This is a genomic window from Sinisalibacter aestuarii, assembly GCF_027923545.1.
Taxonomy (GTDB): domain Bacteria; phylum Pseudomonadota; class Alphaproteobacteria; order Rhodobacterales; family Rhodobacteraceae; genus Sinisalibacter; species Sinisalibacter aestuarii.
The window spans coordinates 193,527-205,997 of record NZ_BROH01000004.1 but is presented as its reverse complement, the minus strand read 5'-3'; the positions used below and the strand labels follow the sequence as shown (position 1 = coordinate 205,997).

Sequence of the window (12,471 nt, the reverse complement as noted above, 5' to 3'; positions counted from 1 at the left end):
CTCATGCCGCTCGACAAACTCGTACTGATCCTGGTCGTCGTGATCGCGGCCGCCGCCGCCACCGTCTGGATCGGCATGATCGTGGCGGCGATGATCGAGGTGCCGCTGGGCTGGATGGTGGCGATTCCGGCCGCGCTGGTGGCCTATATCGTCTGGCGGGTGATCGCCGAACGGATCGGCAATGACGAAGACGACCATTACGATGGGATAGACAGATGATCCAGATCGTCACCACCGATGGCGTGCCCGGGCGCGAGATCGCCCAGGCGCTCGGCGTGGTGCGCGGCTCGACCGTGCGCGCCAAGCATATCGGCTCCGATATCGTCGCGGGCCTGCGCAACCTCGTGGGCGGAGAAATCAAGGAATATGCCGCGCTGCTCGCCGGCGCGCGCGAACAGGCGCTCGACCGGATGATCGCGGAAGCGCAGGCGCTCGGGGCCGATGCGGTGGTGGCGGTGCGGTTCGAGACCTCGACCATCACCCAGGCCGCCTCCGAAATTCTCGCCTATGGCACCGCGGTGACGCTCAGGTGACCGCCACACCCGACGATGGCACCCTGACCAATGAGGGGCTCGCGGCCCCCGGCCAGGGCCGGGTGCTGGTGATCGGCTGCGGCGCGCTGGCGCGCGAGATTCTCGCCGTGCTGGAGACGAACGGACTTCGCCATGTCGATCTCACCTGCCTGCCGGCGATCTGGCACAACGCACCGGCAAAGATCGCGCCAGCGCTTGAGGAAAGCATCGTAACGCACCGGGATAACTACGAAAGTATCTTCGTCGCCTATGCCGATTGCGGCACCGGCGGCGAGATCGAGAAGGTCTGCGCCCGGCACGGGATCGAGATGATCGCGGGGCCCCACTGCTACAGCTTTTTCGACGGCAACACCACCTTTGCCACCCGCGACGAGGTAACGGCCTTCTACCTCACCGATTTTCTCACCCGGCAATTCGAGGCTTTCGTGATCCGGCCCCTCGGCCTCGACCGCCATCCGGAGCTGCGCGATATCTATTTCGGCAATTACGAGCGCCTGATCTACCTGGCCCAGACCGACGATCCGGCGCTGGACGACAGGGCCCGCGCCGCCGCCGAAACCCTCGGACTGACCTATGAGCGCCGCTTCACAGGCTATGGCGATCTCGCAGGCGCGCTGGCCGGGCTCTAGCCGCCACGGCCCCCTGCCTCTTCATCTTGCCAAAAATATCCCGGGGGTGTGGGGGCAGCGCCCCCACGCGCCGGCCCTCAGGCCGCTTCCGCCGCCAGTTTGCGAATCCGCTCCACCATCGCGCGCAGCCCGTTGGTGCGCTGGCCCGACAGGTGCTCTTCCAGCTTGAGCCGGCCCAGCTCGGCATGGGCGTCGATCGCGGCCACGTCGCGCAGCGGCACGCCGTTGAACAGCGCCTGCAGCACCGCGATCACGCCCTTCACGATCAGCCCGTCGGAATCGCCGGCGAAGTTGAAAATACCGTTGTCGATACGTGGCACGAGCCAGACCTGGCTGGCGCAGCCATCGACCTTGGTGGCGGGCACTTTCAGGGCGTCGTCGAGCCCCTCCATGCGCTTGCCGAGGTCGATCACCATCGCATAGCGGTCTTCCCAATCGTCGAGAAACTCGAAATCCTCGACAATGCTTTCGAAGGCGTCCGTGGCCATCGCGCTCCCCTTTCGCCGCATCCGGTTCCCTCCCACCTAAGGAGCCGGGCGGCAAAGGTCCAGACCCGCACGCGACGGGTTTTCAAACCGCGCGCCGTGGGGTAGTCAAAGTCTTGAACCACGGGGGAAGGCAACATGGTCCGTATTCTGGTCGCGCTCAGTCTCGTTCTCGGGCTTACCGCCTGTTCCGACGGCAATTTCAGCCTGAACCCGTTCAACTGGTTCACCACCCCCGGCGAAGAAGACTGGGTGGCGCTTGAGCCGGAAGGCGGCTGGGACGCGACGGAAGACCGCCGGCTGGTGGTCGATCAGGTGACGGCCCTGCGCATCGAGCGCACCACGGCGGGCGTGATCGTGCACGCCACCGGCCTGCCGCCGCGTCTGGGCTACTGGGATGCCGAGCTGGAAGCCGAGAATGACGGCGAGCCGGTGAACGGGGTGATGAGCTACCGCTTCCGCATCGCCACGCCCCGCTGGGCCACCGCCGCCTCCACCCCCTATGCCCGCACGGTTCATGTGGCGCAGTTCATCTCGAATGCCGAGCTGCGCGATGTGCGCACGATCCGGGTGGTGGGCGAGCGCAACGCGCTCACCGCCGGGCGCTGATCAGACCTCGACGACCCTGACGCTCTGACCTTTGGCCGCGAGCGCGATCCTGCCCTCGCAGAGCCGGATCGCATCCTGCCCGAACACCTCGGCCCGCCAGCCCTTCAGCGCCGGCACATCGCGTTCGCCCGCCGCCAGCAGATCGAGATCCGCCGCCGAGGCGATGAGCTTCTGCGCCACCTTGGTGTCTTCCGAGCGGGCCTTGAGCAGCACCCGCAGAAGATCGGCCAGCGCCGGGTTCACCTGCAGCTTTTCACGGCCCGTGGCGGGCACCTTCGGCATCTTGTCGGCGGGCATATCGAGCCCGGCTTTCACGGCGGCGAGGATACCTTCGGCAATCTCGCCGCGCCGCGCCTCGCGCAAGAGCAGCCGCGAGCGCCCGAGATCTTTCATATCGGCGGGCTTGGTCGAGGCGAGTTCCAGAAGCGCGTCGTCCTTGTATACCCGGTTGCGGGGCAGGTTGCGCGACTGGGCATAGCCCTCGCGGAAGCGCGCCAGCTCTTTCACCACGGCCAGGAACCGGCCCGAATTGGTCCGCGTCTTGACCCGCAGCCAGGCGTCTTCCGGCTCGACCCGGTAGGTGGCCGGATCCATCAGCGTCGCCAGTTCTTCCTCGACCCAGGGGCCGCGCCCGGTTTCCTCAAGCTCCGCCGCCAGCTCTTCGTAGATCCTGCGCAGATAGGTCACGTCGCCGATCGCGTATTTCTTCTGCGCCTCGGTGAGCGGGCGGCGCGACCAGTCGGTAAAACGCGACGACTTGTCAAGCGGCGCCCGGGCGATCTTGCGCACCAGCGTCTCGTAACCAACCTGATCGCCATGGCCGCAGACCATCGCCGCCACCTGCGTATCGAAGAGCGGCGTCGGGATCAGCCCGGCATCGACGTAGAAAATCTCAAGATCCTGCCGCGCGGCGTGAAACACCTTCACCACATCCTCGTTGCGCAAGAGATCGTAAAGCGGGTCGAGCGAGAGGCCAGCGGCCAGCGGGTCGACCAGCACGGCGTCGCTGTCGTCATCGCCGGGCATGGCAAGCTGAACCAGGCAAAGCCTGGAGTAGTAGGTGCGTTCGCGCAGAAATTCGGTGTCGACGGTGACGTAGGGATGTTCGGCGGCGCGGCTGCAGAACTCGGCCAGCGCCTCGGTGGTGGTGATGGTGATCATTCGGTCTTGCTACTCGCCGTTCCTTCGCGCGGGTTTGTCACGGTTTAGAGGGAAACCGGGGGGAATGAAAGGGCTGCGGCTATCGGCGACCAACATGGCTGCCCTGGGCTACGGCAAAAGCACCGGCGTCCGGTCGCCCGCGGCGTAGCGGCGCAGGACCGCCGGGTAGAGCCTGTGCTCCCAGGGCAGGATGCGCGCGGCGAGGCTCTCGGGTGTGTCGCCGGGCAGGATGGCCACCCGCGCCTGCCCAAGGATCGGGCCGCCATCGAGCTCTGCCGTTACCTCATGCACGCTGCAGCCGGCCTCGGCCTCGCCCGCCTCGATGGCGCGGGCATGGGTGTGGAGGCCGGGATATTTCGGCAGGAGCGAGGGGTGAATATTGAGCATCCGGCCCTGCCAGCGGGCCATGAACTCCGCCGACAGGATGCGCATGAACCCGGCGAGGCAGACGATATCTGGCCTCGCCGCCTCAAGCGCTTCGGCCAGCGCCGCCTCGAAGCTCGCCCGGTCCTTGCCGAACGCCTTGTGATCGACCACCGCCGTGGGGATGCCCATCGCCTGGGCCTTGGCCAATCCACCCGCGCCGGGCACGTTGGAGACCACCAGAACCGGCCGCGCCGGATGATCGCCCGCCATGCTCCCGGCCAGCGCCACCATGTTGGAGCCGGAGCCCGAGATCAGGATGGCGACACGTTTGGTCACGCAAGGCTCCCGAGATAGCTCACGCCCTCGCCCGCCTGCACCCGGCCGATCTGGACCACGGTTTCGCCGGCATTCTCCAGCACCGCGCGCACGGCGCCCGCCTGCCCCGGCGCCACCGCCAGCACCATGCCGATCCCGGCATTGAAGGTTTTCAGAAGCTCGGCCTGTTCCAGCCCGCCGACCTCCGACAGCCAGCGAAAGACCGGCGGCAGATCCCAGCTTTCGAGATCGACGAGCGCGCCCAGCCCCTCGGGCAGCACGCGCGGCAGGTTTTCGGTCAGCCCGCCGCCGGTGATATGGGCCAGCGCGTGCACGCCGCCCTGACGCACCGCCGCCAGCGCCGGTTTTACATAAAGCCGCGTCGGCGCCAGCAGCGCCTCGCCCAAGCTGCCCGCACCAAACGGGCAATCGGCATCCCAGCCAAGGCCCGAAACCTCGACGAGCTTGCGCACGAGGCTGTAGCCGTTGGAATGCACCCCGCTGGAGGCGAGGCCGAGCAGCACATCGCCCTCTGCCACCCCGGCGGGCAGATCCTGCCCCCGCTCCATCGCGCCCACGGCGAAGCCGGCAAGATCGAAATCCCCCGCCTCGTACATCCCCGGCATTTCCGCCGTCTCACCGCCGATCAGCGCGCAGCCGGTCGCGGCGCAGCCCTCGGCGATACCCTCGATGATCGTCGCGGCGGCCTCCGTCTCCAGCTTGCCGGTGGCGAAATAGTCGAGGAAGAACAAGGGCTCCGCACCCTGACAGACAAGATCGTTCACGCACATCGCCACGAGGTCGATGCCAATGGTGGAGACGTTGCCGGTGTCGATCGCGATCCGCAGCTTGGTGCCGACGCCATCGGTGGCGGCCACCAGGATCGGGTCTTTGTAGCCCGCCGCCTTGAGATCGAACAGCGCGCCAAAGCCGCCAAGCCCCGCCATCACGCCGGGGCGGTTGGTGCGCCTCGCCGCCGGCTTGATCCGCTCCACGAGCGCATTGCCCGCGTCGATATCGACGCCCGCATCGGCGTAGGTGATCCCGTTCTTCTTCGCGGTCATGGCAACCCCCGTTTGCGATGCCGCCGCGATAGCCCAGGCCGGGGCGAAAGGCAACGTCCGCTTGACCCGGCGGGCGCAGATGGTAGGAGCTTTTCTCACGGTGGGCCTGTAGCTCAATTGGTTAGAGCAGGGCGCTCATAACGCCTTGGTTGGGGGTTCGAGTCCCTCCGGGCCTACCAAAATCGCCGCCGGGACGGCAGAAGGCGAAATCTTTCTGAGATTTCGCGCAGGTTTCTCAAAAAGAAACCGGGCTCAGACCACCGCCCGCCGGCCCGAAACCGTGGCCTTCTCCGCGATCTCCGCATCCGCCCGCTTGCGCAGCGCGGCGATCTCGGCCCGCGCGGTCTGATCCGGCAGCCCCCTGGGCAGATCGGCGGCGATCAGGCGTCTGGCCCGGTCGCGTGCCTCTTCCCAGGCGCCGCGCCGTCCGGCCTTGTCGTAATCGTCGCGCCGGTCGCGGCGGAAGATGTCGGGGCGATACTGGCTGCGGCACAAGGCCAGCGTCTGCTCGGATGAGAGGAAATGCCCGCCGATCCCGATCCGGCTGAGCTCGTCCCAGTTGAAGGCAGCCTCGTCCACAGGCGGGGTGGCGATCAGGCCGCGCAGATAGCCGCCCAGAGCATCGTCCAGCACCGCCTGCACCGGGTCGAACACCGTCGCGGTCTGCAACTGCCCCACCCCGCCCAGTACGTCGGCCCCCGCCAGCGCCACCGCCTGCCCCAGCAGCGCCCGCTCGGCCATTGACTGGATATCGGCGGCGGGCGTGTCGGACCCCATGCCATAGGTGTGGGTCATCAGCCCGAGGCCGCGCAGCACCTCGACCGCCAGCGCCTTGGCCTGCAGGCTTTCGGGGCAGGCATGCAGCGCCTGCCCGGTGGCCATGTCGAGCGTGAACATGAGCGGCGTCGCGATGATCGGCAGGCCCGGCGCGAGCACATGGCCCATCGTCACCATGGCGAGGATCTCCGTCACCGCCATCAGCACATTGCCCGCCACCGAGAGCGGCGCGGTGCCCCCCGCCGAGGGCAGCGAGCAGGCATGAACCGGCAGCCCCGCCCGGCCCGCCCGGATCAGCGCCTCCACATCCATCACCTTGAATTCCAGCGGCGTGAAGGAGCACATGATCATCGAGGCAATGGGGCGCTCCCGCGTCGATCCCGCCGCCTCGACGATCTTTACCAGATATTCGACATTCTCGACGTTATAGGGCTGGAGCCAGATATGCTTGTCGGTATTGACGACAAGCTCGCCCACCCCGTGAATATCGCTCGTCAGCTCATGCACCCCGTAGGAGAACGGATGGGCGATGAAGCCCACCTCATCGAGCCCGTTGGCCAGCCGCGCAATGGTGGCGACATCGCCGATCTCCATGTTGCGGTAATCGCGGCTGTCGATCTCGACAAAGCCATGCGCGCCGGTGCCGGTGCGCATCACGAAGCCATTGTCGCGCCGCGGCAGGCGCAGATCGCGCGCCGGCCGCTTGCCCGCAAGCAGCGCGGTTTTCGGCGTCTCACCCAGCGCTTCCTCAACCAGTTCGCGCGGAAAGCGCAGCCGCTCGGGCGTGCTGCCCGGGTGCGCCCCGGCTTTCACCAGCGCCGCATGGGCCGCCTCGTGGATCACCGCAACGCCATGTTCGCCAAGCAGCCGCAGGGCGTGATCGAAGATCGCCGCCCGCGCCGCCTCGCCGCCGATCTCGAAGCGCGGGCGCGGCGCGGCAGCAGGCGCGAGGTGAAAAGCATCCGCCTTCGGCGGGATATCGGCATGGCGATCCTTGCGGGGGCGGCGGGCCATGGGCGTCTCCTCTGTCCTGCGGCACACACCGTTTTGGCTCACTGCGGGCCCACTTGAGCGGCGCGAGCATGGCGCGGGCGGCGCAGGCGCGCAAGGGGCTTGCCAAGGCCGGGCGGGCACGGTTTCGTGGCCGCCATGACAGACACCGCCCCCCTGCCCGGCACGGTCGTGCCGCTCGCCCCCGGCATCCGCCGCATCCTTGCGCCGAATCCCTCGCCGATGACCTTCTGGGGCACCAACACCTTCGTGATCGGCGAAGGCGAGGTGACCCTGCTCGATCCCGGCCCGGCGCTGCCGGTGCATTTCAATGCGATTCTCGCCGGGCTCGCTCCCGGCGAGCGGGTGGCGCGGATCCTCGTCAGCCATGCCCATCTCGACCATTCGCCCCTCGCCCAGCCGTTGGCCGAGGCCACCGGCGCCAGGGTGCTGGCCTTTGGCGGGGCCACTGCCGGGCGTTCCGAGGTGATGGCCGACCTTGCCGCGCGGGGCCTCACCGGCGGCGGCGAAGGGGTCGACACAACCTTCGCCCCCGACGAGCCGCTGGAGGACGGCGAGACGATCGATATCGGGGGCGGCCTGACGCTCGAGGCGATCTGGACGCCGGGCCATATGTCCAACCATCTCAGCTTCGCGCTCGGCGATACCGTGTTCACCGGCGATCACGTGATGGGCTGGGCCTCGACCCTGATCTCGCCGCCCGACGGCGATCTCACCGCCTTCCTTGCCTCCTGCGCCCGGCTCCGCACCCGGACCGACCGCATCTTTCACCCCGCCCACGGCGCCGCCGTGACCGACCCCGCCGACCGGCTCGACTGGCTGGTGGCCCACCGCAAGGCCCGCGAGTCGGCGATTCTCGACGCCCTCGCCCCGCGCCCCTCCGACATCCCCACGCTCACCGCCAGAATCTACACCGACACGCCCGCAACCCTCCTGCCCGCCGCCGAGCGCAACGTCTTCGCCCATCTGATCGACCTGACCACCCGCGGCCTCGTCCGCCCAGGCCCGGCGCTCGCCCCCAACGCCCTGTTCGAGCGCATTTGATCCGAAAATGAAATTTCCCCCCTTGCGCGGGGAATCCCTTGTTGCTAAATGCCCCTCCGTGTTCCGGCGTAGCTCAGCGGTAGAGCAGTTGACTGTTAATCAATTGGTCGTAGGTTCGATCCCTACCGCCGGAGCCAAAGATCTCCACTAAAACAAGGGGCTGGCGCCTCGTCTCGCAGCGTTTCAAGACATCTCTTGTCGCTGTTGCCAGAATCTTGCCACGGCCCCGTTCTGCCGGTCCGTCGCGGCGGCGGCGCGCGGCGATACCCGCATCAATCGCCCCATTTTCGCCACATTCCCGCCACGCAATCCCCCCATTCCGCGTCGACCCTGACCGGATGGACCTCCCGGCAGAAGGAGGCCTCAGGGCAAATGAAACCGGGCCCGACTTGCGCCACCGGGTCCGCTGAAGGAGCAGGCATATGGCGTCGTCTCAGGACCCCCGCAAGGCCCCGAAACCGCAATCTCCGAAAGATTCCAGGAAACCCGAAACCCCGAAGCAGCCGCCGAAACGGCCCGAGACGAAATCGGAGCCGAAGCCGGTCTATTCCGACTGGGCCATGATCTGAACCGAGGGGAGGCTTTGGGTTTCGGCGCGGCTGCGGCATGATCGGGCGCATGTCCGCGCCCGCCTCCGGCGTCCGCAACCCTGGCCCCGCTTCCGGGCGCGCCTTGCGCGGGCCGGGATCGACAGCGCCGAGGCACTGCGCCCACTTGCTGCGGATGCGGCCTGTGCGACGCCGATCGGATCCGGCGAGCGGCCGCATCTCATTGGCTGTGACGCGCTGGTCTGGGTCTCATAGGGCGCATCTGGACGGCGTGCGGCGCGGCTGAGACGCGCCGCCTGCACGCCAGGTTCGACGCAATCGCCGCCGCCGCGCGGCCCCGGCGCCCGGCGGGGTTCGGCCGCCTGCGCGCCGAGATCGGCCTGCGGCCTTCAGCCGAACGCCGGCCGGGCGATTGACCCGACGCCGCCCGCTACATAAATCTGCCGGATGATACACGCCCTCTCCCATGTTCTGCCCGTTGTCCTGCTGATTGCCAGCCTCGTCACCGGGCCCGCCGCCGGCGAGACCCGGACGATCACCACCGAACGCGACGACCTCGAACGCCATTACATGCTGACCGTGCCGAAGGGCCTTAGCGGCCCGGCACCGCTGGTGGTGGCGGTGCATGGGCTGCTGGAGGACGGCTCGTCGATGCGCGACCATCTGGCGCGCGGGCGGCTCGACGTCTTTGCCGAGCAATACGGGTTCGTCGTCGCCTACCCCTCCGCCTGGGGCCGGGTGTGGAATATTGGCGAAGGCGTGGGGGCCGAACGGCTGCGGCCGCAGCGCGACGATCTGGCCTATCTCGACTGGATGATGGCCGATATCCGCAAGCGGGCGGAGATCGACCCGCGCCGGATCTTTCTTGTCGGCTTCTCGCAGGGCGGCATGATCGGCTTTTCCTATGCCTGCAAGCGCCCCGGCCTGTTTCGCGCCGTGGCCACGGTGGCCTCGCAGCTGCCCGAATTGCTGGCCGACGATTGCACCCGCCGCCCGCCGCATGGCGTGTTGATGATCCATGGCAGCGACGACCGGGTGGTGCCCTATGAGGGCGGCCAGGTGCCGTCGGGTCCGCTGGCCCTGATGCGGCTGCGCGGGCATGACGAGACGGTACAGCTCTTTGCCCGGCTGAACGGCTGTTCCGGCGCCCCCGAAACGCGCAACTGGGACGAAAAGGACGATGGCACCAGCGTGCGCCGCGTCGGCTGGTATGGCTGCGCAGGCGGCCGCGCCGTGGAAGGTTACCGGATCGAGGGCGCCGGCCACCGCTGGCCAAATGGCGGGCCGATCCAGCCCATCACCGGCGACACCACCCGCGAGATCGACGGCACGGCGGCGGTCTGGAGCTTTTTCTCACGTTTCCGCTAGCGCGGGAAACGGATCACATAGCCCCGGCACCGCAACGAAAAAGGCCGCCCCCGGGGAGCGGCCCGTCTGTCGGATCGGTGTGGCTGGTTCAGCCGACCAGTTCGAGGCCCGAGAAGAAATAGGCGATCTCGACGGCCGCGGTTTCCGGCGCGTCGGAGCCATGCACCGAGTTTTCGCCGACCGAGAGGGCGAATTCCTTGCGGATGGTGCCTTCGTCGGCCTGCTCGGGGTTGGTGGCGCCCATCACGTCGCGGTATTTCGCGATGGCGTTTTCGCCTTCGAGCACCTGCACCACCACCGGCTCGGAGATCATGAATTCGACCAGCTCGCCGAAGAAGGGGCGGTCCTTGTGGACGCCGTAGAAGGTCTCGGCCTGGGCTTGCGTCATGCGGATGCGCTTCTGCGCGATGATGCGCAGGCCGGCGGCCTCGATCTTGGCGTTGATCGCGCCGGTGAGGTTACGCTTGGTGGCGTCGGGCTTGATGATGGAGAAGGTGCGTTGAATGGCCATGTCGGTCCTCTTTATCGTCTGCGGGCAATGCCCGGGGAATCTCGCGCGCCTGCTAACATGGGGCGGCGGTGATGGAAAGGGTTTCGAACCGGCTTGCGCCGGTCCGACCGGCGTGGGGGCGCTGCCCCCACACCCCCGGGATATTTCCGGCAAGATGAAGGGGGAATTGACGCTCCCGCGCGGTTGCGGCAGGGAGGGGCCATGTTGCGCATCGACGATATCTCATTTTCCATCGAGGGCCGGCCGCTGATCGAGCATGCCAGCGCCGTGATCCCGGAAGGCCACAAGGTGGGCCTGGTCGGGCGCAACGGCACCGGCAAGACCACGCTGTTTCGGCTGATCCGGGGCGAGCTGACGCTGGAGACCGGCGCGATCTCGGTGCCGAAGGGCGCGCGGATCGGCGGGGTGGCGCAGGAAGCGCCGGCGACGGACGAGAGCCTGATCGACACGGTGCTCGCCGCCGATACCGAACGCGCCGCACTGATGGCCGAGAACGAGGTGGCGACCGATGCCCACCGGATCGCCGAGATCCAGACCCGGCTGGCCGATATCGACGCCTGGTCGGCTGAGGCGCGGGCGGCCTCGATCCTGAAGGGGCTCGGCTTCGACGATGCCGACCAGAGCCGGCCCTGCGCCGATTTCTCCGGCGGCTGGCGGATGCGGGTGGCGCTGGCGGCGGTGTTGTTCTCGCAGCCCGATCTGCTCTTGCTCGACGAGCCGACCAATTATCTCGACCTCGAAGGCGCGCTGTGGCTGGAAAGCTACCTCGCGCGTTATCCGCATACGGTGATCATCGTCAGCCATGACCGTGCCCTGCTCAACCGCGCGGTCACCGGCATCCTGCATCTCGAAGACCGCAAACTCAGCTATTATTCCGGGCCCTACGACACCTTCGCCGAAACCCGCGCGGCGCGGCTCGCCGTGGCAGAGGCCGAGAACCGCAAGGCCGAGGCGCGGCGCGCGCATCTGCAAAGTTTCGTCGACCGGTTCCGCTACAAGGAATCGAAGGCCAAGCAGGCGCAGAGCCGGCTGAAGATGATCGAGCGGCTGAAATTCGTGGCGCTGCCGCAGGAGGCGGCCTTGCGCAAGTTCTCCTTCCCCGAACCGGAGGAGCTGTCGCCCCCCATCGTCAACATGGAAGGGGCGAGCGTGGGTTATGACGGGCGCGCGGTGCTCTCGCGGCTCGATCTGCGGATCGACCAGGACGACCGGATCGCGCTTCTGGGGCGCAATGGCGAGGGCAAGTCGACGCTGTCGAAGCTGATCGCCGGCGAGCTTGACCCGCTTTCGGGCCGGATCACCCGCAGTTCCAAACTCAGGATCGGCTATTTCGCCCAGCACCAGATGGATGTGCTGCGCCCGGAGGAGACGCCGCTCGACACGCTTAGGCGGCTGCGCCCCGGCGAAGGCCCGGCAAAGTGGCGCGCGCGGCTGTCGGGCTTCGGGCTGATGGCCGAGCAGGCCGAGACGCTGGTGGCGAAGCTCTCGGGCGGGCAGAAGGCGCGGCTGACGCTGCTGCTGGCCACGCTGGACGCGCCGCATCTCTTGATCCTCGACGAGCCGACCAACCATCTCGATATCGAAAGCCGCGAAGCGCTGGTGGAGGCGCTCACGGAATATTCCGGCGCGGTGGTGCTGGTCAGCCACGACATGCACCTGCTCAGCCTCGTCGCCGACCGGCTCTGGCTGGTGAAGGGCGGGCGGGTGGTGCCGTTCGAGGACGATCTCGACGCCTACCGCAAGCTGCTGCTGACGAGCGATGCGCCCGCGAAGGCCGAAAAGCCCCGGGACCAGCCGAGGAAGCCCGACCGGAGCGCGCTTCTGGCGCTGCGTGCCGAGTTGCGTAAATGCGAGGTGCGGGTGGAAAAGCTTGAGGAGATGCGCGGGCGGCTGGCCGAAAAGCTGGCTGACCCGGAGCTCTACGAGCCCGGCCGCGCCGGCGAGATCGAGGTCTGGCAGAAGAAATACGCCGAGGTGATGGAGGGGCTCGACCGGGCCGAGGCGCTCTGGATCGGCGCGCAGGAAAAGCTGGATGCGGCGGGCGGCTAGC

The 12,471-nt window shown here is 67.8% G+C and carries 14 protein-coding genes and 2 tRNA genes; 10 read left to right on the top strand and 6 right to left on the bottom strand.

The window, feature by feature from the left end:
• Positions 1–3: 3 nt before the first annotated feature.
• The 3 genes from QMG28_RS09425 to QMG28_RS09415 are packed head-to-tail and all read left to right on the top strand — an operon-like array spanning position 4 to position 1,162.
• Entirely contained in the window at positions 4–219 is a 216-nt protein-coding gene (locus QMG28_RS09425; RefSeq protein ID WP_281841983.1) for a hypothetical protein, read from the top strand.
• On the top strand, positions 216–533 hold the full coding sequence (locus tag QMG28_RS09420) for a YbjQ family protein (protein WP_281841982.1): 318 nt from the start codon (positions 216–218) through the stop codon (positions 531–533). Before QMG28_RS09425 ends, QMG28_RS09420 begins: the two co-directional genes overlap by 4 nt.
• A complete protein-coding gene (locus QMG28_RS09415) occupies positions 530–1,162 on the top strand; it encodes a DUF1638 domain-containing protein (protein ID WP_281841981.1) in 633 nt (210 codons plus the stop codon). Before QMG28_RS09420 ends, QMG28_RS09415 begins: the two co-directional genes overlap by 4 nt.
• A 77-nt stretch (positions 1,163–1,239) precedes the next feature.
• Here QMG28_RS09415 and QMG28_RS09410 read toward each other — a convergent pair whose 3' ends face one another.
• On the bottom strand, positions 1,240–1,650 hold the full coding sequence (locus tag QMG28_RS09410; RefSeq protein ID WP_281841980.1) for a SufE family protein: 411 nt from the start codon (positions 1,648–1,650) through the stop codon (positions 1,240–1,242).
• 135 nt (positions 1,651–1,785) lie between these two features.
• On the opposite strand from QMG28_RS09410, the gene QMG28_RS09405 reads away from it, so the two are divergent.
• Entirely contained in the window at positions 1,786–2,256 is a 471-nt protein-coding gene (locus QMG28_RS09405) for a hypothetical protein (protein WP_281841979.1), read from the top strand.
• On the opposite strand, the gene rnd is transcribed toward QMG28_RS09405, so the two are convergent.
• From rnd to purM, 3 genes are all read right to left on the bottom strand, one after another.
• On the bottom strand, positions 2,257–3,417 hold the full coding sequence (gene rnd / locus QMG28_RS09400; RefSeq protein WP_281841978.1) for a ribonuclease D: 1,161 nt from the start codon (positions 3,415–3,417) through the stop codon (positions 2,257–2,259).
• A gap of 108 nt (positions 3,418–3,525) precedes the next feature.
• Positions 3,526–4,119, bottom strand: a complete 594-nt coding sequence (gene purN / locus QMG28_RS09395; RefSeq protein WP_281841977.1) for a phosphoribosylglycinamide formyltransferase — start codon at positions 4,117–4,119, stop codon at positions 3,526–3,528.
• A complete protein-coding gene (purM, locus tag QMG28_RS09390) occupies positions 4,116–5,162 on the bottom strand; it encodes a phosphoribosylformylglycinamidine cyclo-ligase (RefSeq protein ID WP_281841976.1) in 1,047 nt (348 codons plus the stop codon). Before purM ends, purN begins: the two co-directional genes overlap by 4 nt.
• A gap of 102 nt (positions 5,163–5,264) precedes the next feature.
• On the opposite strand from purM, the gene QMG28_RS09385 reads away from it, so the two are divergent.
• Positions 5,265–5,341, top strand: a tRNA-Ile gene (locus QMG28_RS09385).
• A gap of 73 nt (positions 5,342–5,414) precedes the next feature.
• Here the strand turns inward: QMG28_RS09385 and QMG28_RS09380 are convergent.
• Complete coding sequence (locus tag QMG28_RS09380; RefSeq protein WP_281841975.1) at positions 5,415–6,953, bottom strand: trimethylamine methyltransferase family protein; 1,539 nt, start codon at positions 6,951–6,953, stop codon at positions 5,415–5,417.
• Positions 6,954–7,088: 135 nt separating this feature from the next.
• Here QMG28_RS09380 and QMG28_RS09375 point away from each other — a divergent pair, with 135 nt between their 5' ends.
• From QMG28_RS09375 to QMG28_RS09360, 4 genes are all read left to right on the top strand, one after another.
• The gene (locus tag QMG28_RS09375; RefSeq protein ID WP_281841973.1) at positions 7,089–7,994 is read left to right on the top strand and encodes an MBL fold metallo-hydrolase; all 906 of its coding nucleotides are present in this window, start codon (positions 7,089–7,091) and stop codon (positions 7,992–7,994) included.
• A gap of 62 nt (positions 7,995–8,056) precedes the next feature.
• A tRNA-Asn gene (locus QMG28_RS09370) sits at positions 8,057–8,131 on the top strand.
• A gap of 285 nt (positions 8,132–8,416) precedes the next feature.
• A complete protein-coding gene (locus tag QMG28_RS09365) occupies positions 8,417–8,563 on the top strand; it encodes a hypothetical protein (RefSeq protein ID WP_281841972.1) in 147 nt (48 codons plus the stop codon).
• 426 nt (positions 8,564–8,989) lie between these two features.
• The gene (locus QMG28_RS09360; protein WP_281841971.1) at positions 8,990–9,910 is read left to right on the top strand and encodes a CE1 family esterase; all 921 of its coding nucleotides are present in this window, start codon (positions 8,990–8,992) and stop codon (positions 9,908–9,910) included.
• Between the two features lie 88 nt (positions 9,911–9,998).
• On the opposite strand, the gene ndk is transcribed toward QMG28_RS09360, so the two are convergent.
• Entirely contained in the window at positions 9,999–10,421 is a 423-nt protein-coding gene (gene ndk / locus QMG28_RS09355) for a nucleoside-diphosphate kinase (RefSeq protein WP_281841970.1), read from the bottom strand.
• A 201-nt stretch (positions 10,422–10,622) separates the two neighbouring features.
• Here ndk and QMG28_RS09350 point away from each other — a divergent pair, with 201 nt between their 5' ends.
• Positions 10,623–12,470 carry an ABC-F family ATP-binding cassette domain-containing protein gene (locus QMG28_RS09350; protein WP_281841969.1) on the top strand — a complete coding sequence of 616 codons (1,848 nt, stop codon included), beginning with the start codon at positions 10,623–10,625 and terminating at the stop codon, positions 12,468–12,470.
• Position 12,471 lies beyond the last annotated feature (1 nt).